We start from the raw sequence: 21,436 nt of genomic DNA, 5'->3' as shown, positions 1-21,436 counted from the left end.
GAAACTTCCATGGGCACCACAGCCTCGCCATTGGCGTTTTCAAGTCCGGCAAATAGCGCGTCTTCCTTCTCGAAGTTGCGGGAGAAATTGATCAACAGCACACCGCTGTCTACCAAATCAATGGCCTAGGCATATTCGCCCGTGCTGTCGGTACTGCCATCGTTGATAAACACGATCATTGAACACCGACACGATCAATCAACGTCCGTATTGATGAGGGCGAACGCATGGCGCCACAACCTACCACCAAGGCAGAATGCAGCCAAAAAAATAATTCATGAAAGTCTATTGCTACGAATTTTATTAACTTCTTAAATATCGGAGCACCCTACTTTTTCACGCCGCACTCATTAAAAATCTTCGAACATTTGGAAAAACACACAACGCTTTTTTTGCGCTCGCAAAACGGAGGTACTGTTGACATCATTTCGAAACTAATAGAGCAAGGCAAGATTTAGCGAACAAAAAAAAAAATACATAAGAACTTCATCAGTGGGCATGTCATTTTTGGCTGAATAGGAGCAGAAGAGATGATCACTTTATTTTTTCCGAACGGCATGCAATTTTTACAGCGAAGCAAAAATTCGACATTTGACATACAGACACCTCCTCACGTCGCCCGCCCCTGACCTCCCCCTTCACAGCTGACACTCGGAGAATATCCGAGCCTGGATGACGCTCGACCTTCAGTCGTCTGCTCGATCAGCAACCAAAATCCTTAACACTTAGGTAGAGGATCTTACGTAGAATGACAATCGGCTTGGTTTATTTGGTTTTTACTGAAAAAATCATTTAAATATTGAGCGAAACCTACCGCTAACCCTTTGTTTTCCCATAGGCTCGCCCCATCTTTGAATGCAAACCACGCTCTGCACACGGCCGTTGACTGTTTCCCCATGCGCAAACTTTTGTACCTGACCTTCTCCATGGCGTTGATCGCCGCTCTCACGACCTACGCAATGTGGGCCGCGGACCGTCCGGTGGGTCATTACCTGTCGGACCTGCGCATCAGTCTCGCGGTCGATCAGGGCACTCCCGCCGATCGTGGCAATCTGCTGGGTATCCAGCCCGAGCTGTTCCCCACCGACTACCAAAGCCCCGAACGCCTGCACCGCAAGCTCGCGGCTTACTTGCAGAAGGCTCAGGATCAGGGCCTGCTGAATGAAAAGACCATCGTCGTACTGCCCGAACATGTCGGCACCTGGCTGATGATCAGCGGCGAGAAAGACGAGTTGTACCAAGCCACTACGCTCAAGGAAGCCATGAACTGGCTGGCGGTGAGCAACCCGTTGCAGTTCATCCGCGCCCTGATCAGCGCCGAAGGCGGTAGCCGGCTCGACGACGCGCACTTGCGGATGAAAGCCAAGAAAATGGCCAAGAGTTACCAAGCGCTGTTCGGCGGCTTGGCGAAAGAATTCCGCATCACTCTGGTGGCGGGTTCCATCGTGTTGCCCGAGCCGAGTGTCAGCGATGGCACCCTGAAGATTGGCCGCGGTGCCCTGTACAACAGCAGCGTAGTGTTCGGTCGCGATGGTTTGCCGATCGGCCAGCCACAGCGGCAAATGCACCCGACTTTCGCTGGGCACGACACTGTCCAAGCCAATTCCGAACACACAATCAACGTCGTCGATACCCCGGCTGGACGTCTGGGCGTGCTGATCGGCAGCGACAGTTGGTATCCGGACAACTATCGCAAACTCGACGATCAAGGCGCGCAACTGGTGGCGGTCCCGGCGTTCGTCGTCGGGCGCGGGTCCTGGGATAAACCGTGGCGCGGCTACAAAGGCCAGTCCACGCCGAACTCTGTGAGTCTCAAGGCTGGCGAACTCAGTGAAGGTCAGGCTTGGCATCGGCTGACGCTGATCGCCCAACCGTCCGGCAGCCAGGCCATCGCCGGCATGAGCGTGTTCCTGCGCGGTCAGTTCTGGGACAAGGGCAGCGCCGGTCAAAGCTTCCTCAGCAGCAACGGGCAACAATTCGCCGACGGCGATGCCCGGGGCGCACGTTTACTGAACCTCTGGCTGTAAGCGATGAAACCGCAGCCGATGCGCCTCGGAGATTTGTCGGTGAGTTTCGTCCATAGTCTGGCCGACGCCGTCCGCAGCCATGGCCTGGACCCACAACCACTGCTTGAACAATACGGCCTTGATGCCGCACGGCTGGCCGAAGCCGGCGCCCGTCTCTCGATCCCGCGCTACATGCGCCTGGGTCACGGCGCCATTCAACTGACCGACGACCCGGCATTGGGTTTGCGCATGGGCCAGTTCAGTCGCCTGAGCCAGGCTGGCCTGGCCGGAGTCACCGCCGCCCAAGCCCCCACCGTGCGGGAAGCAGCGCGCTGCCTGATTCGCTTCGAAGCGCTGTACGGCTCCAACTATCGCGGCCAGTCGAGCTTTCATGAAGACGCCCAAGGCGCCTGGCTGCGGTTCTATTCCATCAGCCCCTATAACGCCTACAACCGCTTCGTGGTGGATTCGATCATCGCTGGTTGGTTGCAGCAGTTGTCCAGCGTAAGCCCTGCCCCGCTACGCGCCGAACGGATCGAGATCGAATTTGCAGCGCCTGATTACCGCGAGGCGTACGCCGTGCTGGAGGATTGTCCGATTCAGTTTGGCGCCGAACAGAACCAACTGCGCCTGAGCCTGGACAGCCTCGCCCAGCGCAACCCGCAGCACTGCCCGAGCACTTGGCGGCACCTGCTGCAACTGTGTGAACGGGAACTGGAGCAACTGACACGCACCCGCAGCCTTCGTGAACGCATCACTCAGCTACTGGGGCCGTTGCTCAATGGTGGTCGGGAACCCGACCTGGAAGAAGTGGCGGCACGCCTGAAGCTGCCAACCTGGACCTTACGTCGCAAACTCGCCGAGGAAGGCACGCAATTTCGTGCAATTCTCAACGATACACGCCGCGACCTCGCCATGACCTACATCCGCGACACCGAACTGGCGTTCGGGGAAATCGCCTACCTGCTGGGTTTTGCCTCAGCCGAAGCCTTCCAACGGGCCTTCAAACGCTGGAACGGCCAGCCCCCCGGCGAGTTTCGCCGCAGTCATCGCCAATCCGCGTAAGACTTACAACTCTGTAGCGTCTTCGGCCGGTTCCAGCGGGTCCAGTTCAAACGCCTGATACTCGAGCAGTTCTTCTTGATAATCGTCCATTATTAAACCCCCATCGCCTGTTGAAAAAATCGTCTGAATAAATGACCAGCACCCTGAGCATAAAGTGCCCATATGAAAGAAAAATGACGCTGGCACGACAAGGGGGCGTTCTCAATTAGCTTCCCCCGGCGCGGCGGGGAAACTAATTGAGAACGCCCCCACGTCGCTACTGAATAAAACGTAGCAGGTGGTCAGGAATTTATCACAGGATTTTTTCGATACGAACCGTAGGAATACAGCTCGATTTGATGTGGATCAATCTTGAAAGGTGTTACGGGATCGGAGTCGTCTGACCCGATCCGTAACATCAGCCTATTACTGGCCGGAGACAGGCATGGCCGAAATTGGCTCGCTCGGAGGGGTCATGGTGCTTGAGTCCGCCGATGGAGTCGCCGTTTCCGCAGACGAAGTCGGCTCGCTGCCCTGCGCCGGGGTAATCGGTGCCGTTTCAGCAGGTGGCACAACAGGCTCCGAACTGGCTGGTGCGGGTTCAGCTGCCGGCGCTGGAGCAGGAGCAGGAGCAGGAGCAGGTTCTGCCGACGGGGTCGGCGCCAATTGAGCCGGCGCAGCCTTGGCTTCAGGCACACCCAGATCAGTCTTTGGCTTCTCGATAATGTGCGCGGCTTTCTTCGCTTCCGGCGGCAGGAACAACTCGACCAAGGCAAAGAAACGCTCGTAGAACTTGGCCGAGGATACGGTTTCGCTGGCGACTTTTACCATCGAGTCATCGGACGAGCCGATCGGCATCGATACCGAGCCCAACACACCCACACCGAGGCTGGCGGAGTTGTTGGTCTTCTTCAGCGCATAACGGTCCTGAAGAGCGTTAGCGAACATGGTCGCGTGGTGCCCCTCGCTGCCGTCATCGGCACAGACCACACTGAAGCTGATCTCCATGTGGGTCTCGCCAGTCTGCTGGAAGCTCTTGTGTCCACTGACCAGCTTCGGATCGGCGCTGGTGATGATGTAACCCTGGCTGAGCAAAGCCCGACGGGCAGCCTCGCAGGTTTGCGCATCGGTCACCGGGTAATTGCGCGAGAACGTTCCGGAGTCGTCGAAGTTCTCATGCTCGTAGATGGCGGCCTTCTTCGACGAACAACCGGCAGCGGCGGCCAGCACCAAGGCCAGCCCGACAACACGCATGGGAATTGATTTAAACATTGAACATCCTGAGGAAAACGGTTCGGGGCGTATTGTGCAACAGATCGATGCTTAGCGTCGCACCGTTTAGTGTCTTGAAACAGTTACAAGTCTACTGACTGTTACTGACAGGAAAAAGTCGCGCGGTAAATAAGCAGGCGACGGGTAGCTCATGCCGTTTTTGTTTCACCCATAAAAAACCCCAGCCTTTCGGCCGGGGTCTTTGTGTCGCGCAAAGCTCAGTCAAGCATCAGAAACGCTTGATCTCAGCCTCGCTTTCCAACAGTTTGCGGTAAGCCGCAAAGTCTTGCTGGCCAATGCGCGAGGCGAGGAAGCGACGGTATTGAGCCTTCTCTTCTTCGGTCGGTGCCGCAGCTTCGTTCACGCCGTTCAGACGCACGATCACCAGGCTACCATCGGCCAGGGTCACGCTGCTGAAGGTCGACTTGTCTTTGGCAACCGGTTTCGGCATGCGGAACAGCGCTTGCAGCACAGTTGGGTCGACCCCTTCCTGAGCGCGAGTCGCCGCTTGAGTCACTTTCCAGTTCTGGCCGTCGATCGCCTTGTCCAGTGCAGTCTTGCCATCGCGCAGGCTGACGATCAGTTGATCAGCCTTGGTCTTGGCGGCAGCACTGGCATGCTCCTTGGTCAGTTGCGCACGGATGCTGGCAGCCACGCTTTCCAGCGGTAGCTGCTCAGGCTTGCGGTGCTCCTTGGCGCGCAGCACGATCACGGTTTCCGGGTCCAGCTCGATGGCGGTGCTGTTGGCACCCTCATCCAGCACTTCAGGACTGAACGCAGCGGTCACCACGGCACGGTTGGCCGCAACACCTTCGCCACCTTCACGGCCGAATGGCGCGGAGGTATGAACGGTCAGCTTCAGGTCCTGTGCTGGCTGGGCCAGATCGGAGGCCTCGAACGAAGAGTCTTCCAATTGCTTGGTCACCTCGACGAAACGCTGCTCGACCTGCTGGGTTTTCAGCTCGCGGGTCAGCTTGTCTTTCAGGCTGGCGAACGTTGGCACTTCAGGGGCTTCAACGCCCAGCAGCTTGATCAGGTGGAAACCGAAGTCAGTGCGAACCGGCTCCGAAACCTGATCCTTGGCCAACGAATACAGGGCTTTTTCAAACGCTGGATCATAGACGCCTGGACCTGCATAGCCGAGGTCACCGCCGTTGTTCGCCGAGCCTGGATCCTGGGAGAATTCCTTGGCCAAGGCCTCGAATGTCTCGCCTTTGGCCAGACGCGCCTGCACTTCTTCGATTTTGGCCTTGGCTTGCGCCTCGGTCACCTTATCGTTCACTTCGATCAGAATATGCGCAGCCCGGCGTTGCTCGGACAGGTTCGCGGTTTCTTTCTGATACGCCGCTTGCAGGTCTTCGTCCTTGACGCTGACCTGATCAAAGAAGGACGCCTTCTTCAATTCGAGGTAGTCGATGACCACCTGATCCGGCGTCATGAATTCCTTGGCGTGTTCGTCGTAGTAGGCTTTGACTTCGTCGTCAGTCAGTTTCACCGCCGCAGGATCTGCCTTGACGTTCAAGGTGGCGAAATCGCGGGTCTGTTTTTCCAGACGGGCGAAGGCCAGAACCTGTGCATCGGTGACAAAGCCGCTACCGGCCAAGCCAGCGCGCAGCTGACCGATCAGCATTTCCTGAGCCAGCATCTGGCGGAATTGCAGACGGCTGTAGCCGAGTTGACGGATCACCTGATCGAAGCGCTCGGCGCTGAACTTGCCGTCCACCTGGAATTCAGGCGTTTGCAGGATGACCTGATCCAAAGCCGCTTCGGAGAAAGCGAATTTCGATTTTTCTGCGCCTTGCAGCAGCAGTTTGCGATCGATCAGGCCTTTGAGGGCCGATTCTCGCAGCATTTTTTCGTCGAGCAAGGAAGCATCGAAATCCTTGCCAAGTTGTTGCATGAGCTGACGGCGTTGCATATCAACCGCCTGGTTCAGCTCGTTTTGACTGATTTCTTCACCGTTGACCTTGGCCGCATCCTGGCTGTTGGTCGTCGCCTGGAAAATGGCCTCGATACCGGTGAAAGCCATCAGTACAACGATGATCCCGATAATGGTCTTGGCAATCCAGCCTTGTGAATTGTCCCTGATATTCTGCAGCATGCGTCCCCCAGAAACGGTTGAACTTCAAAATTAGGCAACCGTGGAGCGTGGGTAGAATCCGGATAGAAGAAAGGCGCATCCGAGGATGCGCCTTCTCGTAACTGGCGGAGCGGACGGGACTCGAACCCGCGACCCCCGGCGTGACAGGCCGGTATTCTAACCGACTGAACTACCGCTCCGCTGCCAAGTCAGGAATGACCCCGACCCGGATAGGCAAAAACCTGAATCGAACTTAGTTGACAGCTTCTTTCAGTGCTTTACCGGCTTTGAAACCTGGCTTTTTGGCGGCGGCGATTTCCAGCGTCTTACCGGTCTGTGGGTTACGACCGATGCGAGCTGGACGATCGGTCACGGAGAAGGTACCGAAACCAACCAGAACAACAGAGTCGCCAGCCTTGAGAGCGCCAGTGACGGATTCGATTACAGCGTCCAGCGCACGGCCAGCAGCAGCTTTCGGGATATCAGCGGATGCAGCGATAGCATCAATCAGTTCCGACTTGTTCACTCTAAGTCCCCTTATATCTATTTGAGTTTGATTCTAAGTTTTTTGGTGAAAGCAAAAAAACGAGTGCTGAATGGCCTACAGACACTTAAGAGCCGCTTTATAACAAGGGCTCTAAAAAACTGTCAACAAGCCCCCCAGGCAAATGCGTACTAATGCGTGCTAATTCTTTCCTTAGAGTCAGACTCGCGTTTTTCATCCTTTGCAACGATCTCCGGAACCACATCCGGCAAGGGCTCCGGCGCGTATTGCAGCGCAATTTGCAGGACCTCGTCAATCCATTTAACTGGTTTAATCTGTAGATCTTGCTTGATATTGTCAGGAATTTCCTTCAGATCGCGTACGTTCTCTTCAGGAATGATCACCGTCTTGATTCCGCCACGGTGAGCAGCCAGCAGTTTTTCCTTCAAACCACCGATCGCCAGCACCTGACCACGCAAGGTGATTTCGCCGGTCATGGCAACATCCGCGCGTACAGGAATGCCAGTCAATGCTGACACCAGGGCCGTGCACATGCCTACACCGGCGCTAGGGCCATCTTTCGGCGTTGCCCCCTCAGGCATATGGATGTGCGTGTCGCGCTTCTCGTGGAAGTCCAGAGGAATCCCCAGGCTCTTCGCACGACTACGGACAACGGTCAGGGCTGCGGTGATCGATTCGACCATCACGTCACCCAGGGAACCCGTCTTGATCAACTGGCCTTTACCCGGCACGACCGCGGCTTCGATGGTCAGCAATTCGCCGCCCACCTGAGTCCACGCCAGGCCTGTTACCTGGCCGATCTGATCCTGCGACTCAGCCAGACCGTAACGGAATTTACGCACGCCCAGGAAGTGCTCGAGCATGTCGGCGGTAACCTTCACCGAGAAGCGTTTTTCCATCGAGTGCTCTTTGACCGCCTTGCGGCAAACCTTGGCAATCTGGCGCTCCAGCCCACGTACACCGGCTTCGCGGGTGTAGTAGCGGATGATGTCGCGAATCGCTTCGGCGTCGAATTCCAGCTCGCCCTTCTTCAGACCGTTGGCCGTAATCTGCTTTGGCGAAAGGTATTTGACGGCGATATTGATCTTCTCGTCTTCGGTGTAACCCGGCAGACGAATCACTTCCATCCGGTCCAGCAGTGCTGGCGGAATGTTCATCGAGTTGGAGGTGCAAAGGAACATCACATCGGACAGGTCGTAGTCGACTTCCAGATAGTGATCGTTGAAGTTGTGGTTCTGCTCGGGATCGAGCACTTCCAGCAACGCCGATGCCGGATCGCCACGCATGTCGCTGCCCATTTTGTCGATTTCATCGAGCAGGAACAGCGGGTTGCGGACACCCACCTTCGTCATCTTTTGAATCAATCTTCCTGGCATCGAACCGATATAAGTCCGGCGATGGCCACGAATTTCCGCCTCATCGCGCACACCACCGAGGGCCATACGGACGAATTTGCGGTTGGTGGCGTGAGCGATCGACTCCGCCAGAGAGGTTTTACCCACCCCTGGAGGACCAACCAGGCACAGCACAGGACCACGAATCTTCTTCACGCGCTTCTGCACGGCGAGGTATTCGAGGATCCGCTCTTTGACTTCTTCCAGACCATAGTGGTCGGCGTCGAGAATATCTTCGGCACGAGCGAGGTCCAGACGCACCTTGCTCTGGGCCTTCCACGGCACCTGAACCAGCCAGTCGATGTACGAACGCACCACCGTCGCTTCCGCAGACATTGGCGACATTTGCTTGAGTTTGTTCAGTTCGGCCTGAGCCTTGGCCAACGCGTCTTTCGGCAGACCAGCGGCATCGATACGCTTTTTCAACTCTTCGATTTCGTTGTGGCCTTCGTCGCTGTCGCCCAGCTCTTTCTGAATGGCCTTCATCTGCTCATTCAGGTAGTACTCGCGCTGGCTGCGCTCCATTTGCTTTTTAACGCGGCCACGAATGCGTTTTTCGACTTGCAGCAGATCGATCTCGGCATCCAGCAACGCCAGAACGTGCTCGACCCGGGCCGACAAATCGATGATTTCGAGGATTTCCTGCTTCTGCTCGATCTTCAGGGCCATGTGCGCGGCCATGGTGTCGACCAGGCGACCTGGCTCGTCGATGCTGTTAAGCGACGACAGGACTTCAGCGGGGACTTTCTTGCCCAGCTGCACATATTGTTCGAACTGAGCTAGCAGGCTGCGGACAAACACCTCCGACTCGCGCTCAGGCGCGTCGACTTCGTCGATCAGCGATACTTCGGCACGGCAGTGGCCGTCGACTTCGCTGAAGCGCTCCACGGCGCCCCGCTGCTCGCCTTCGACAAGAACCTTGACCGTGCCGTCAGGCAGCTTGAGCAGCTGCAGAACGGTAGCGATGGTGCCTACGCGATAAAGTGCTTCTTCACCGGGATCGTCATCAGCAGGATTTCGCTGAGCCAGCAGAAGGATCTGCTTGTCGCCCGTCATCGCTGCCTCGAGGGCTTCGATGGATTTCTCGCGCCCCACGAACAGCGGGATAACCATGTGCGGATAAACCACGACATCACGCAATGGCAGGAGAGGCAATTCGATGGTTGTCTTCATGATTTCGCCTCTACGGCGGCCATAAGGCCGTAAACAGATGGATGTAAGCTTGAAACCAAGATGGGGGCTGCTTTCAAAAAAAACAAGCGGATAAAAGAACCACTTTAAAGATCGCCGCTTACGGCAGCGCCTGCATGGGCCCGGATACATCCAAAAAGCCCGGATGTCATGCCGCCTTCGCAGCGGTGTGGCGATCCGACAAGCCAGCTCCCACAATAGCAAAGGGGCCCGAAGGCCCCTTCTTTATTTCAGCAGTGTGACGCTTAGGCGTCTGGCGCTGCCTTGGCAGCCGGCTCACTGTTTTCGTAGATATACAGTGGCTTGGACTTACCTTCTATAACGCTTTCATCGATCACTACTTTACTCACCTCGGACTGCGAGGGGATTTCATACATAGTGTCGAGCAACACACCTTCGAGGATCGAGCGCAGTCCACGGGCACCGGTTTTGCGTTCCAGAGCACGTTTGGCGACCGATTTCAGCGCGTCGGCCCGGAATTCCAGGTCCACGCCTTCCATCTCGAACAGCTTGGCATACTGTTTGGTCAGAGCATTTTTCGGCTCGGTGAGAATCTGCATCAACGCAGCCTCATCAAGCTCGTCCAGCGTGGCAAGTACCGGCAGACGACCGACGAATTCCGGGATCAGACCAAACTTGACCAAATCGTCAGGTTCGACTTCACGCAGGGACTCACCGACTTTCTTGCCTTCTTCCTTGCTGCGAACTTCCGCGTTGAAACCGATGCCGCCCTTGGTGGAACGGTTTTGAATAACCTTTTCCAGACCGGAGAACGCACCACCGCAGATGAACAGGATGTTACGGGTGTCGACCTGAAGGAATTCCTGCTGCGGATGCTTGCGACCACCCTGAGGCGGAACGGAAGCGACCGTGCCTTCGATCAACTTGAGCAGGGCCTGCTGCACGCCTTCACCGGAAACGTCCCGGGTGATCGACGGGTTGTCAGACTTGCGCGAGATTTTGTCGATCTCATCGATGTAGACAATGCCCATCTGGGCTTTTTCTACATCGTAATCGCACTTCTGCAGCAGCTTCTGAATGATGTTCTCGACATCTTCACCGACATAACCCGCCTCGGTGAGGGTGGTTGCGTCGGCAATCGTGAACGGAACGTTCAGCAAGCGAGCCAGTGTTTCGGCAAGCAGGGTTTTACCCGAGCCTGTCGGGCCGATCAGCAAGATGTTGCTCTTGCCGAGTTCGACGTCGTCATTCTTTTTGTCACGCTGGTTCAGGCGCTTGTAGTGGTTGTACACCGCTACGGCCAGAACCTTTTTCGCACGTTCCTGACCAATCACGTACTGATCAAGGATGCCGCTGATTTCTTTAGGCGAAGGCAATTTATGCGCGCTGCTTTCGGCCTGGGCTTCCTGCACCTCCTCACGGATGATGTCATTGCACAGGTCGACGCACTCGTCGCAGATAAAGACCGAGGGGCCGGCAATCAATTTGCGTACTTCATGCTGGCTTTTGCCACAGAAGGAGCAATAGAGCAGCTTGCCGTTGTCCTCGCCGTTGCGGGTGTCAGTCATTCGTTCGATCCAAATCCGATAGGCTTGCAACACAAGATGAAGGCTATTGCGGGCTTTTTCAAGCCCGCTGGTGATCGGACCCGCCGACCAACCTTATTTTGAGCTGCTTATTTTAAGCGGGGCGCTGATTGATCACTTCATCGATCAACCCGTATTCACGCGCTGCTTCTGCACTCATGAAATTATCGCGGTTGGTATCGCGCTCGATCTCTTCAAGAGTGCGCCCGCTATGCTTGGCCATCAGCGTGTTGAGACGCTCACGAATGAAGAGGATTTCCTTGGCATGGATTTCGATATCCGAGGCCTGGCCCTGGAAACCGCCCAGTGGCTGGTGAATCATCACACGCGAGTTCGGCAGGCAGTAACGCTTGCCTTGGGCACCGGCCGTCAATAGAAACGCACCCATGCTGCACGCTTGACCGATGCAGGTGGTCGACACGTTTGGCTTGATGAACTGCATGGTGTCGTAGATCGACATGCCCGCCGTCACCGAACCGCCCGGCGAGTTGATATAGAGATGGATGTCCTTGTCCGGGTTTTCCGCTTCAAGGAACAGCAGTTGCGCACAGATCAGGTTGGCCATGTAGTCCTCTACCGGACCAACCAGAAAAATCACTCGCTCCTTGAGAAGGCGCGAGTAGATGTCATAGGCGCGCTCGCCACGAGCAGACTGCTCGACAACCATCGGGACCAGGCCGCCTGCGGCCTGGATATCAGAGTTCTGCTGAATATACGAATTACGGAACATGCTCTGCAGTCACTCCCAAATAGTTATGTCTTGAATACGCATAAGCCAGCACGAAGGCTGGCTTATGGTGTGTACTTCTTACCGCAAAAACAATCAGTCGGCTTGTGGAGCTTCTACCGGCTTGACCGCTTCTTCGTAAGAGACCGATTTGTCGGTCACGCTAGCTTTCTGCAGAACAGTATCCACAACTTGTTCTTCCAGCACAACCGAACGGACCTCGTTCAGTTGCTGGTCGTTCTTGTAGTACCAAGACACAACCTGCTCAGGCTCCTGGTAAGCCGAAGCCATTTCCTGAATCATCTCGCGAACGCGGGCTTCGTCAGGCTTGAGGTCGAATTGCTTGACCACTTCAGCCACGATCAGACCCAGCACAACGCGGCGCTTGGCTTGCTCTTCGAACAGCTCGGCCGGCAGCTGGTCAGGCTTGATGTTGCCGCCGAACTGCTGAACAGCCTGCACGCGCAGACGGTCGACTTCGTTGGACAGCAGAGCCTTTGGCACTTCGATCGGGTTGGTGGCCAGCAGACCGTCCATAACCTGATTCTTGACCTTGGATTTGATCGCCTGACGCAGTTCGCGCTCCATGTTCTTGCGAACTTCGGTGCGGAAGCCTTCCAGACCGGTTTCCTTGATGCCGAATTGAGCGAAGAATTCTTCGGTCAGTTCTGGCAGTTTTGGCTCGGAAACGGTGTTCACGGTCACGGTGAACTCAGCGGCTTTGCCTGCCAGGTCGAGGTTCTGATAGTCCTCTGGGAAGGTCAGGTTCAGAACGCGCTCTTCGCCGGCTTTAGCGCCAACCAGACCGTCTTCGAAGCCAGGGATCATGCGGCCGGAACCCAGTACCAGCTGGGTGCCTTTGGCGGAACCGCCAGCGAACACTTCACCGTCGACTTTGCCGACGAAATCGATGTTCAGCTGGTCTTCGTTCTGAGCAGCGCGATCGGCAACTTCGAAACGGGTGTTCTGCTTGCGCAGGATTTCCAGCATCTTGTCCAGATCGGCATCAGCCACGTCAGCGCTCAGACGCTCAACGGTGATACCTTCGAAACCGGCAACGGTGAACTCTGGGAACACTTCGAAAATTGCGACGTATTCCAGGTCCTTGCCAGCTTCCAGGGATTTTGGCTCGATCGACGGCGAACCAGCCGGGTTCAGCTTCTGCTCAACCACAGCCTCATAGAAGGAAGACTGGATCACGTCGCCTACAGCTTCCTGGCGAGCGTCAGCACCGAAACGGCGCTTGATTTCGCTCATTGGCACTTTGCCTGGACGGAAGCCAGCAATCTTGGCCTTTTGGGCAGTCTGCTGCAGACGCTTGTTGACTTGGCTCTCAATGCGCTCAGCCGGCACGGTGACGCTCATGCGGCGCTCAAGAGCAGTAGTATTTTCAACAGAAACTTGCATGGATATTCCTCGTTGCACAGACGTTAGCCGGCCGTTTCCGACCCCAGAATCAAGGGCATGCATTCTAGTGGGTCAAACTCAAGAAGTCACCCTACTGAAAACGGGTAAAAAAGCAGCAGGCAATTTATAGGCGGGGACAAACGGTTGTGCCTCGCCCTGTTAGCAAATACAGCCAGTCATGCCGGGGCTCTGCACCAACCCTTCTATATATAGAAGAGACTGCCAACAATTTCCCTGACAGCCGATCTTGCGAGCAAGGCCGGCGGGCAGCGCGGCATCATCGAGAAACATAAATACGACGAAACGCCCCGCCGCTGTGACCCAGAACCTGCGGCCACTGAAACAAAAAAGGCGCCAGACTGTTAAATCTGGCGCCTTTCGAAATATGGGGTGGACGATGGGGATCGAACCCACGACAACGGGAGTCACAATCCCGTGCTCTACCAACTGAGCTACGCCCACCATATTGCGTTACAAAGAATGAACAACTTCTTTGTTGAACCCCAATCATGCCACCGACATGAGCGAAGCTTTATTTGGTGCGGATGAAGAGACTCGAACTCTTACGCCTCGCGGCGCTGGAACCTAAATCCAGTGTGTCTACCAATTCCACCACATCCGCGGATTGAAGCTGTTAAAGCAAAGGCGCCAGACCGTTAAATCTGGCGCCTTTCGAAATATGGGGTGGACGATGGGGATCGAACCCACGACAACGGGAGTCACAATCCCGTGCTCTACCAACTGAGCTACGCCCACCATATCGCGCTACTTGTGCCAAAGCTGCCTAATGGCGCACCCGGCAGGACTCGAACCTGCGACCATCCGCTTAGAAGGCGGATGCTCTATCCAGCTGAGCTACGGGCGCCTTGTTAGCTGTAACCTTGAAGGACTACAAACTAAGTGCTTTTCAGCCTTGCAGAACTTTGATTCCGCTCGACCTTCTCAACCAGTGCTAGGCTGTGCCCGACAAGTGCGACGAATAGTATAGAGCCCCCCAGAGGGCGTCAAATCCTTTTTATAAAAAATTCATTTAATTAAAGGGGTTAGGGGAATTTGCAGACCAAGCGCCTTTGCCCTTACCTCATGACATGCGAGAATGCGCACTCTTTTTTCCCCCTCTCGATGGTTAATCACGCGCAATGACTGCACAACTAATCGACGGCAAATCGATCGCCGCCAGCCTGCGCCAGCAGATCGCCAAACGAGTCGCCGAGCGTCGCCAGCAAGGCTTGCGCACACCCGGTCTCGCGGTGATCCTGGTCGGCAGCGATCCTGCCTCTCAGGTTTATGTCTCGCACAAGCGTAAAGACTGTGAAGAGGTCGGCTTCCTTTCCCAAGCCTATGACCTGCCTGCCGAAACCACTCAAGAAGCACTGACCGACCTGATCGATCGCCTGAACGACGACCCGGCGATTGACGGCGTTCTGCTTCAACTGCCTTTACCTGAACATCTGGACGCCTCCAAATTGCTGGAGCGCATTCGTCCTGACAAGGACGTCGACGGTTTCCACCCTTATAACGTCGGCCGTCTGGCCCAGCGCATTCCGCTGCTGCGTCCGTGCACACCTAAAGGCATCATGGCGTTGCTGGAAAGCACCGGCGCCGACCTCTACGGGATGGACGCGGTCATTGTCGGGGCTTCCAACATTGTTGGCCGTCCGATGGCGATGGAACTGCTGCTGGCCGGTTGCACCGTGACCGTTACCCACCGTTTCACCAAGGATCTGGCGGGCCATGTCGGTCGCGCCGACCTGGTGGTGGTTGCCGCAGGCAAGCCGGGCCTGGTCAAAGGTGAATGGATCAAGGAAGGCGCGATCGTGATCGACGTTGGCATTAATCGTCAGGAAGACGGCAAGCTGGTTGGTGACGTGATCTACGAAACCGCCCTGCCCCGCGCCGGCTGGATCACTCCGGTACCGGGCGGCGTTGGCCCGATGACCCGCGCTTGCTTGCTGGAGAACACGCTGTACGCGGCGGAAACACTGCACGGCTGAGTTCACGCTTGCTCGCAGCGTCGCATAAAAGAACCCCGCCCATCGCGGGGTTTTTTTCGCCCGCAGAAAAAGCTCGACCACCGACTGGTCAGAGATCGGGAAGCTGGAAAGCCAGGATTGATACAAAATGGGTACAGCGTTAAAAATAATTCATCTTTGGCCCTTTGTTTACAGGCGCCTATGGCTTTCCTGGCACATACTCCTAAAATGCGTCGTTTTTAAGAAACAGCCCGTTACAGAACGGCATATCCACCCTTTATGAGTCCACCAGCGTGAAAATCCGTCTTTCAATCCTGAGCTTGTTTTTTGCGTTTACAGGGACTTTCACTACGCAAACGGTCAACGCCGCTGAAACCATCGAGGCGCCCCGAAACATTTCACAACTGAAGATCGCTTCCGGCAGTGCCTTGCTGATGGATATGCAAACCAACAAAGTCATTTATGCCAGCAACCCTGACGTCGTCGTGCCAATCGCGTCCGTCAGCAAACTGATGACTGGTCTGGTGGTGGTAGAAGCCCGACAAAATATGGACGAGTTCCTTTCCGTCAACATCAGCGACACCCCGGAAATGAAAGGCGTGTTTTCCCGAGTCAAACTCAAAAGCGAATTGCCGCGCCGGGAGATGCTACTGATTGCTCTGATGTCATCGGAAAACCGTGCTGCCGCGACGCTGGCCCATCACTATCCGGGCGGTTATGTCGCGTTCATTGCCGCCATGAACGCCAAAGCCAAAGCGCTGGGCATGACCAGCACCCACTTTGTCGAACCGACGGGCCTCTCCCCTCGCAACGTGTCCACTGCCCGCGACCTGAGCAAATTGCTGATCGCTGCGCACAAGTACCCGCTATTGACTGAATTGAGCACCACCAAGGAAAAAACCGTTTCGTTCCGTAAACCCAACTACAGCCTGGGTTTTCGCAATACCGACCATTTGATCAACAAGCCGAACTGGGACATCAAACTGACCAAGACCGGCTTCACCAACGAGGCCGGTCACTGCCTGGTGCTGGTCACCAGCATGGGTAATCGTCCGATGGCACTAGTGATTCTCGATGCCTTCGGCAAATACACGCACTTTGCCGATGCCAGCCGTATTCGCAGCTGGGTCGAAACCGGCAAGAGCGCCGACGTGCCGTCCGTAGCCCTCCAGTACAAATCTGAAAAGAACCTCAAGCATCGCCAAAGCGGCGTGGTTGAAGCGTCGAAATAAGGTCATAACGCCTGTAAACGAAAGCCCCGATTCTTCGGGGCTTTTTTTGTCCTGGATTAATCATTGGGCAACGGCATCTGATCGTCATCCGGAATGCCATCCCCGGCACTCGGGTCCTTCCAGCCCTGCGGATGCTTCGTCGGCACCACTGTCGGTCTGGCCAACGGGTCCCTTAGCGGGCTGTCCGGATCCATCACCGGATCCAGATCTTCTTCGGGGGTTGTTGGAACACTATCTGGAGGATCCGGACGTTTGTCGTCGAAGCTCGAATCGGTAGACATATGCACCTCTGACTAGGACTTGGGTTTCAGATCGCCAAGTGGATCGTAAGGCTTGGCCGGTGCCTTCTTGCCCTCCTCACCCGGTTTTACATCTCTGGGCGCCTTGGCGGGCCCGATGGGATCGACCTGAGGATCGGCAACGTCTGGAGAATCGGGGTCGAACCCCAACTCATTATCGGACGAATGCTCAGACGAGTGCGGGCCGGTCGGGGTATTGGAATGTGCCATGGCGCCTCCTGATCATGGTCCCGGAAAAATCCGGGCCCTCTACCTGAGACTCCAGCATAGCGTGGCAGTGCCATGCCGATGACGAGCGGAAACTTACTTCGTGATCAACGCCTTCTTCGCCCTGGCTGCCGCCTGCTCCTGACCTGACTGGGCAAGATCGCTCGCCGCTTTCAGCCAGCGCGACTGATCGACATTGGCCGGAATCTGGTCCGGCTTCTGGATCAATACAGCCCAGCCACCGGCATTTTCAAACGCCGATTCAAAGGAGCCGAACCCCATCAGCAACCGACGATCCATCCCGGCACGCAGCAGCACGGTCTGCTTCTGACGGTTGTAACCGGCGAGAATGGCATACCGGGGCTCAGCCCAGAACGCCGAGCCTTCGGTGAAGCGCACCATCACCGGGTAACCGGCAGCGACCTGGGCCAGCAGCGCCGGCAAATGGCTGTCGAGGGGATAGACCACCATCCCGTACTCTCGGGCGAGGTTCTGCATGTTCTGTTCCAAGCGGTCTTCGGCACCCGGCAAATGCAGAGGTTTGTCGAGCAACCCCGGGGTTATCACGATGCCTTGCTGGGACAGCAGGCTAGCCAGCACCTGAGGCCCGCTTTGATAACTTTGCCCACGGTAAAACGTACCGCTGAGTTCGACCCGCTCCGGCAGACGCTTGATTTCAGGCGCCACGCTCCCCGCACAACCAGCCAGGCCGGCAACGCAGCCAACGATCAGCACTAAAGACCGAATTCGAGAAAATACCCGCACCATCATCACTCTCTTGTTCAAACGCCAGGCATTCACACTCCCGGCTTGGCCGTCGATCATAGGATGCCGCGCGGCAGCGGTATAGCCTTAACCGGCAGTTGATTGCATTCGATAGAGCGAACTGGTTGGTGCCAGGCGACCTTTGGTCAATAGCCTGAAATATTGCAGCGGCTAAACTGTCATTTACCAAGGAAGAGTGTGTGCCCGATGCTGGGCAAGAGGAGGCACTGATGAGCCTGACAATGACAATCGTAATGTTGATTTCCGGCTGGCTGGCCGTGGCCGCCGCCATGCTGTGGGGCGTTTTGCGTATTACCCGCCGGCACCATCACCACCCGGTTCAATCGACACCTGTGGCGAAAACCGATCAGCCGACCGCACACCCCGCCACCGCGCACTGACTGGCGCGCTTTTCAATCGTACAAACAAAAACGGCCGCCTGGATTCTTTCGAGTTCAGGCGGCCGTTTCGTTTAACGAAGGTTAAGCTTCAGCGGCGATGCGCTTCTGCCTGGCCCGACGCGACAGCATGTTCAAGCCTTCGATCGTCGCCGAGAACGCCATGGCCGCGTAGACGTAGCCTTTCGGTACGTGGGCGCCAAAACCTTCGGCGATCAGCGTCATGCCGATCATGATCAGGAAGCCCAGTGCCAGCATCACCACCGTCGGGTTGTCGTTGATGAACTTGGCCAGAGGGTCAGCCGCCAGCAACATCACCAGTACCGACACCACCACCGCGATGATCATGATCGGCAAATGTTCGGTCATGCCGACAGCGGTAATGATGCTGTCGATGGAGAACACCATGTCCAGCAGCAGGATCTGACCGATCGCGGCGGCAAAGCCCAGGGTCACGGTCGAGGTGGCCGACGTCGGATCATCCGGCGCCGGGTCCATGCTGTGATGGATCTCGGTGGTCGCCTTCCACAACAGGAACAAGCCACCCGCGATGAGGATCATGTCTTTCCAGGAGAACGCCTGGCCGAGAATTTCGATCACAGGCTCCGTCAGCTGGACGATGAATGCGATGGTGCTCAACAGTGCCAGGCGCAGGATCAACGCCATGCCGATACCGATGCGCCGCGCCTTCTGGCGATGCTGTTCGGGCAGCTTGTTGGTGAGGATCGAAATGAAGATCAGGTTATCGATACCGAGCACGATTTCCATCACCACCAGCGTGGCCAGGGCGACCCAGGCAGTGGGGCTTGCAGCAAGTTCTAAAAGGTATTCCATGGGTCAGTCCTGACTCGTTGTAGACGGTTTAGATTTCCTGGGACGAAGATTCGGATTTGTCCGACTCTTTGGCCGTTTGTTCTTTCTTGCTGATCAAACCGCCCGTGGCATCGCTAAGCGCTTGCTCGGCTGCTTTGTGGGTATCGTCAATTGCCTGCTTAGCGGTTTCGGCAGCCTTGCCCATCAATTGCTGAGCGCTTTTCTCGGCCTGGTCGCAACCGGCCAACACCAGTAAAGACGTGATCAGCAGTGCCGTGGTTTTAAGCTTCATGATGCTTTCCTCGATAAAACAGACAGAACCGAAAAGGCGATTCGTCGATAGCGAGGCATTCTAAGGAAGCAAACACTTCAGGAAAATTCGTATTTTTAGCGGTTATACTTCGGTTTTAACGAATCCAGACATCGTATTTGTATGTGCCTACGGATGATCTGAACAAAGGGTTTCACCAACATGTTGAATTATCGACAGCTGCATTACTTCTGGGTGGTGGCCAAAACCGGCAGCATCGTGCGTGCCTGCGAGCAGTTGAACCTGACGCCACAGACCATCAGCGGACAGATTTCCCTGTTCGAGCAAACCTATCGCATCGAGTTGTTTCGCCGGGTCGGCCGGCAGCTGGAGCTCACCGAAGCCGGGCGTCAGACCCTGCCCTATGCCGAGCAGATGTTTCAACTCGGCGGCGAATTGGAGTTGATGCTGCGGGCGCAGCCCAATGAACAACAGATTCTGTTTCGGGTGGGCGTCGCCGACGTAGTACCCAAATCCATCGTCTATCGCCTGATCGCGCCGACCATGGAGTTAAGCGAGCCGCTGCGTATCACCTGTCGCGAAGACAAACTGGAACGTTTGCTTGCCGACCTGGCGATTCAGCGCCTCGATCTGGTGATTTCCGACAGCCCGATGCCCTCGCATCTGGACATCAAGGGCTACAGCCAGAAACTTGGCGAATGCGGCATCAGCTTCTTCGCCACAGCCGAACTGGCGGCGCGATATGGCCAGGACTTCCCCCGCAGCCTGCACGGCGCCCCACTGCTGATTCCCGGGCCGGAAACCGTGGTGCGCAGTCGCTTGCAACGCTGGTTTGCCGAACAGCAGATCCAGCCACGGATCGTCGGCGAGTTCGACGACAGCGCCTTGATGCAGGCCTTCGGCCAATCCGGCAGCGGGATTTTCATCGGCCCGAGCGTGATTGCCGACGAATTGAAACGCCAATGCGGCGTGGAGTTGATCGGCCAGACCGACGCGGTGCGCGAGTCGTTCTACGCCATCTCGGTGGAACGCAAGGTCAAGCACCCCGGCATTGTCGCCATTACCGAAGGTGCTCGCCGCGAGCTGTTCACCGCGATGTGAGGTGTCAGGCGCAGATTTCGCGAGGTTTAAAGGTCATCAGTGCCATCGCCAACAGGATCGATACAAGGATAAAACCGGCTGCCGCGAAACCCAGGCCGCCCAGGCCAACACTGTCGATCACCCGCCCACCGACCATCGCGCCCAGACCGATTCCGAGGTTGGCCCCGGCAATGTTCAGCGATGCAGCAAAGGCCGGAGCCTCAGGCGCAGCCTTCATCAGGCGCACATGACTGACCAGGAACAGCGCGGCCTGAGTCACGCCCCAAATCCCCATCGCTGCCGCCAGACCGAGGGGCGAATGAATGTTCGGCACCAAGGCCACCATGCCGGCGATCATGAAGGCACAGAACGTCACTGAAGCGATCAGCGGATGCCGATCCACCGCGCGACCGCCCAATGAATTGCCGATCAAGCCGACCGCACCGAAGCCCATCAGGCACCAACCGACCACCGTGCCGTTGAAACCGGCGAGGCGCTCAAGAATGTCCGCCAGGTAGGTATAAGCGGTGAACATGCCGCTGAACACCAGGATCGATAACAGCACATGCCCCAGCATCAACGGGCTACGCAGGATTCTGAACTGCGAACGGAAGCTCACTTGATGTTGGTGCAGGTTGGTTTTCGGCAAGTAGATAAACAGCAGCAACGCCTTGGCAAACGCGATCACCGCAAGAATGCCAAAGGCACTGCGCCAGCCGAACGCATCAGAAATCAGCGTACCCACCGGAATACCGAACACAGTGGCGCAGACGATGCCGAAACCGATCTTGGAGATGGCCCGCCCGGCGTAGTCCGGCCCGACGATGTCCACTGCGGTTTCACTGGCCAACGCCCAGAACACCGGTAACCCCAACGCCGGAATCAATCGCGCAATGGCCATTACCCCGATGTTCGGCGCCAGCGCCGCCAGCGTGTTGGCCAGGCCGAACATGATCAGCACGCTGATAAACAGTTTGCGCCGCTCAAATCTGGCGAAATACGCCGTCAGGAACGGCCCGAACGCGGCCACGGTAAAGGCGAACAGGGTCACCAGCAAACCCGCTTGAGGGATGCTGACGTCCAGATCACGGGCGATTGCCGGCAACAGGCCGACGATGATGAATTCCGTGGTCAGCACCGTAAAACCGGCGGCGGACAACAGAAGAATGGGCAACAGCATGCAGAACTCCAGGAAAACGACGACACCAGCGACAGCCCGAAGGCT

Annotated in this window: 19 protein-coding genes, 5 tRNA genes and 1 pseudogene; 6 read left to right on the top strand and 19 right to left on the bottom strand. The window is 56.5% G+C overall.

Annotated elements, in window-relative coordinates; translation table 11 throughout:
* Positions 1–2: 2 nt before the first annotated feature.
* Positions 3–176, bottom strand: a pseudogene (locus AB3226_RS24000) (glycosyltransferase); the annotation flags it as partial.
* Between the two features lie 720 nt (positions 177–896).
* On the opposite strand from AB3226_RS24000, the gene AB3226_RS23995 reads away from it, so the two are divergent.
* Both AB3226_RS23995 and AB3226_RS23990 read left to right on the top strand, forming a co-directional pair.
* On the top strand, positions 897–2,027 hold the full coding sequence (locus tag AB3226_RS23995) for a carbon-nitrogen hydrolase family protein (RefSeq protein ID WP_367374887.1): 1,131 nt from the start codon (positions 897–899) through the stop codon (positions 2,025–2,027).
* A gap of 3 nt (positions 2,028–2,030) precedes the next feature.
* Entirely contained in the window at positions 2,031–3,071 is a 1,041-nt protein-coding gene (locus AB3226_RS23990; RefSeq protein WP_367374886.1) for an AraC family transcriptional regulator, read from the top strand.
* A gap of 405 nt (positions 3,072–3,476) precedes the next feature.
* Here AB3226_RS23990 and AB3226_RS23985 read toward each other — a convergent pair whose 3' ends face one another.
* The 12 genes from AB3226_RS23985 to AB3226_RS23930 all read right to left on the bottom strand — a co-directional run bounded on the left by AB3226_RS23985 (position 3,477) and on the right by AB3226_RS23930 (position 14,038).
* Entirely contained in the window at positions 3,477–4,322 is an 846-nt protein-coding gene (locus AB3226_RS23985) for a DUF2242 domain-containing protein (RefSeq protein ID WP_367374885.1), read from the bottom strand.
* A gap of 229 nt (positions 4,323–4,551) precedes the next feature.
* Entirely contained in the window at positions 4,552–6,423 is a 1,872-nt protein-coding gene (locus AB3226_RS23980) for a SurA N-terminal domain-containing protein (protein WP_367374884.1), read from the bottom strand.
* A 102-nt stretch (positions 6,424–6,525) separates the two neighbouring features.
* A tRNA-Asp gene (locus AB3226_RS23975) sits at positions 6,526–6,602 on the bottom strand.
* Positions 6,603–6,655: 53 nt separating this feature from the next.
* Entirely contained in the window at positions 6,656–6,928 is a 273-nt protein-coding gene (locus tag AB3226_RS23970) for an HU family DNA-binding protein (protein ID WP_002552737.1), read from the bottom strand.
* Positions 6,929–7,077: 149 nt separating this feature from the next.
* Positions 7,078–9,474: an endopeptidase La gene (gene lon, locus AB3226_RS23965; RefSeq protein ID WP_367374883.1), complete on the bottom strand. Its 2,397-nt coding sequence runs from the start codon at positions 9,472–9,474 to the stop codon at positions 7,078–7,080.
* Between the two features lie 263 nt (positions 9,475–9,737).
* Positions 9,738–11,021: an ATP-dependent Clp protease ATP-binding subunit ClpX gene (gene clpX / locus AB3226_RS23960; protein ID WP_007946893.1), complete on the bottom strand. Its 1,284-nt coding sequence runs from the start codon at positions 11,019–11,021 to the stop codon at positions 9,738–9,740.
* Positions 11,022–11,133: 112 nt separating this feature from the next.
* Complete coding sequence (clpP, locus tag AB3226_RS23955; RefSeq protein WP_007901795.1) at positions 11,134–11,769, bottom strand: ATP-dependent Clp endopeptidase proteolytic subunit ClpP; 636 nt, start codon at positions 11,767–11,769, stop codon at positions 11,134–11,136.
* Between the two features lie 93 nt (positions 11,770–11,862).
* Positions 11,863–13,173, bottom strand: coding sequence for a trigger factor (tig, locus tag AB3226_RS23950; protein WP_367374882.1), 1,311 nt, complete (start codon positions 13,171–13,173; stop codon positions 11,863–11,865).
* 386 nt (positions 13,174–13,559) lie between these two features.
* Positions 13,560–13,635 (bottom strand) — tRNA-His (locus AB3226_RS23945).
* Positions 13,636–13,710: 75 nt separating this feature from the next.
* A tRNA-Leu gene (locus AB3226_RS23940) sits at positions 13,711–13,795 on the bottom strand.
* Between the two features lie 58 nt (positions 13,796–13,853).
* Positions 13,854–13,929: transfer RNA gene (locus tag AB3226_RS23935), tRNA-His, on the bottom strand.
* A gap of 32 nt (positions 13,930–13,961) precedes the next feature.
* Positions 13,962–14,038: transfer RNA gene (locus AB3226_RS23930), tRNA-Arg, on the bottom strand.
* 274 nt (positions 14,039–14,312) lie between these two features.
* Here AB3226_RS23930 and folD point away from each other — a divergent pair.
* Together folD and pbpG are read left to right on the top strand one after the other, a co-directional pair.
* Complete coding sequence (gene folD / locus AB3226_RS23925) at positions 14,313–15,167, top strand: bifunctional methylenetetrahydrofolate dehydrogenase/methenyltetrahydrofolate cyclohydrolase FolD (protein ID WP_305446212.1); 855 nt, start codon at positions 14,313–14,315, stop codon at positions 15,165–15,167.
* 272 nt (positions 15,168–15,439) lie between these two features.
* Positions 15,440–16,378 (top strand): D-alanyl-D-alanine endopeptidase, encoded by a 939-nt coding sequence (gene pbpG, locus AB3226_RS23920; protein WP_123357537.1) that lies wholly within the window; start codon positions 15,440–15,442, stop codon positions 16,376–16,378.
* A 56-nt stretch (positions 16,379–16,434) separates the two neighbouring features.
* On the opposite strand, the gene AB3226_RS23915 is transcribed toward pbpG, so the two are convergent.
* From AB3226_RS23915 to AB3226_RS23905, 3 genes are all read right to left on the bottom strand, one after another.
* Complete coding sequence (locus AB3226_RS23915) at positions 16,435–16,659, bottom strand: hypothetical protein (RefSeq protein ID WP_217857233.1); 225 nt, start codon at positions 16,657–16,659, stop codon at positions 16,435–16,437.
* 12 nt (positions 16,660–16,671) lie between these two features.
* On the bottom strand, positions 16,672–16,887 hold the full coding sequence (locus AB3226_RS23910) for a DUF6021 family protein (RefSeq protein ID WP_367374881.1): 216 nt from the start codon (positions 16,885–16,887) through the stop codon (positions 16,672–16,674).
* 93 nt (positions 16,888–16,980) lie between these two features.
* Positions 16,981–17,709, bottom strand: a complete 729-nt coding sequence (locus AB3226_RS23905; protein ID WP_367374880.1) for a peptidase C39 family protein — start codon at positions 17,707–17,709, stop codon at positions 16,981–16,983.
* A gap of 170 nt (positions 17,710–17,879) precedes the next feature.
* Here AB3226_RS23905 and AB3226_RS23900 point away from each other — a divergent pair, with 170 nt between their 5' ends.
* Positions 17,880–18,050 (top strand): hypothetical protein, encoded by a 171-nt coding sequence (locus AB3226_RS23900; protein ID WP_367374879.1) that lies wholly within the window; start codon positions 17,880–17,882, stop codon positions 18,048–18,050.
* An 81-nt stretch (positions 18,051–18,131) separates the two neighbouring features.
* Here AB3226_RS23900 and AB3226_RS23895 read toward each other — a convergent pair whose 3' ends face one another.
* Both AB3226_RS23895 and AB3226_RS23890 read right to left on the bottom strand, forming a co-directional pair.
* Complete coding sequence (locus tag AB3226_RS23895) at positions 18,132–18,881, bottom strand: TerC family protein (protein ID WP_123357534.1); 750 nt, start codon at positions 18,879–18,881, stop codon at positions 18,132–18,134.
* 28 nt (positions 18,882–18,909) lie between these two features.
* On the bottom strand, positions 18,910–19,152 hold the full coding sequence (locus tag AB3226_RS23890; protein WP_367374878.1) for a hypothetical protein: 243 nt from the start codon (positions 19,150–19,152) through the stop codon (positions 18,910–18,912).
* Positions 19,153–19,332: 180 nt separating this feature from the next.
* On the opposite strand from AB3226_RS23890, the gene nhaR reads away from it, so the two are divergent.
* Positions 19,333–20,232 (top strand): transcriptional activator NhaR, encoded by a 900-nt coding sequence (gene nhaR / locus AB3226_RS23885; RefSeq protein WP_367374877.1) that lies wholly within the window; start codon positions 19,333–19,335, stop codon positions 20,230–20,232.
* 4 nt (positions 20,233–20,236) lie between these two features.
* Here the strand turns inward: nhaR and AB3226_RS23880 are convergent, their stop codons facing one another.
* On the bottom strand, positions 20,237–21,391 hold the full coding sequence (locus AB3226_RS23880) for an MFS transporter (protein ID WP_052967280.1): 1,155 nt from the start codon (positions 21,389–21,391) through the stop codon (positions 20,237–20,239).
* Positions 21,392–21,436: the final 45 nt, after the last annotated feature.

This window comes from Pseudomonas lini, from assembly GCF_964063345.1.
Classification (GTDB): Bacteria; Pseudomonadota; Gammaproteobacteria; order Pseudomonadales; family Pseudomonadaceae; genus Aquipseudomonas; species Aquipseudomonas lini_B.
Note: the sequence above shows the minus strand (reverse complement) of the source record. Positions and strands in the feature narration are given on the sequence as shown.

Coding starts and splice junctions, on each gene's coding strand:
- AB3226_RS23880 (WP_052967280.1), bottom strand. CDS start 21,391: ATGCTGTTGCCCATTCTTCTGTTGTCCGCCGCCGGTTTTACGGTGCTG.
- AB3226_RS23910 (WP_367374881.1), bottom strand. CDS start 16,887: ATGGCACATTCCAATACCCCGACCGGCCCGCACTCGTCTGAGCATTCG.
- nhaR (WP_367374877.1), top strand. CDS start 19,333: ATGTTGAATTATCGACAGCTGCATTACTTCTGGGTGGTGGCCAAAACC.
- tig (WP_367374882.1), bottom strand. CDS start 13,173: ATGCAAGTTTCTGTTGAAAATACTACTGCTCTTGAGCGCCGCATGAGC.
- clpX (WP_007946893.1), bottom strand. CDS start 11,021: ATGACTGACACCCGCAACGGCGAGGACAACGGCAAGCTGCTCTATTGC.
- AB3226_RS23980 (WP_367374884.1), bottom strand. CDS start 6,423: ATGCTGCAGAATATCAGGGACAATTCACAAGGCTGGATTGCCAAGACC.
- AB3226_RS23990 (WP_367374886.1), top strand. CDS start 2,031: ATGAAACCGCAGCCGATGCGCCTCGGAGATTTGTCGGTGAGTTTCGTC.
- clpP (WP_007901795.1), bottom strand. CDS start 11,769: ATGTTCCGTAATTCGTATATTCAGCAGAACTCTGATATCCAGGCCGCA.
- AB3226_RS23905 (WP_367374880.1), bottom strand. CDS start 17,709: ATGATCGACGGCCAAGCCGGGAGTGTGAATGCCTGGCGTTTGAACAAG.
- folD (WP_305446212.1), top strand. CDS start 14,313: ATGACTGCACAACTAATCGACGGCAAATCGATCGCCGCCAGCCTGCGC.
- AB3226_RS23995 (WP_367374887.1), top strand. CDS start 897: ATGCGCAAACTTTTGTACCTGACCTTCTCCATGGCGTTGATCGCCGCT.
- AB3226_RS23915 (WP_217857233.1), bottom strand. CDS start 16,659: ATGTCTACCGATTCGAGCTTCGACGACAAACGTCCGGATCCTCCAGAT.
- AB3226_RS23985 (WP_367374885.1), bottom strand. CDS start 4,322: ATGTTTAAATCAATTCCCATGCGTGTTGTCGGGCTGGCCTTGGTGCTG.
- AB3226_RS23895 (WP_123357534.1), bottom strand. CDS start 18,881: ATGGAATACCTTTTAGAACTTGCTGCAAGCCCCACTGCCTGGGTCGCC.
- lon (WP_367374883.1), bottom strand. CDS start 9,474: ATGAAGACAACCATCGAATTGCCTCTCCTGCCATTGCGTGATGTCGTG.
- AB3226_RS23890 (WP_367374878.1), bottom strand. CDS start 19,152: ATGAAGCTTAAAACCACGGCACTGCTGATCACGTCTTTACTGGTGTTG.
- AB3226_RS23900 (WP_367374879.1), top strand. CDS start 17,880: ATGAGCCTGACAATGACAATCGTAATGTTGATTTCCGGCTGGCTGGCC.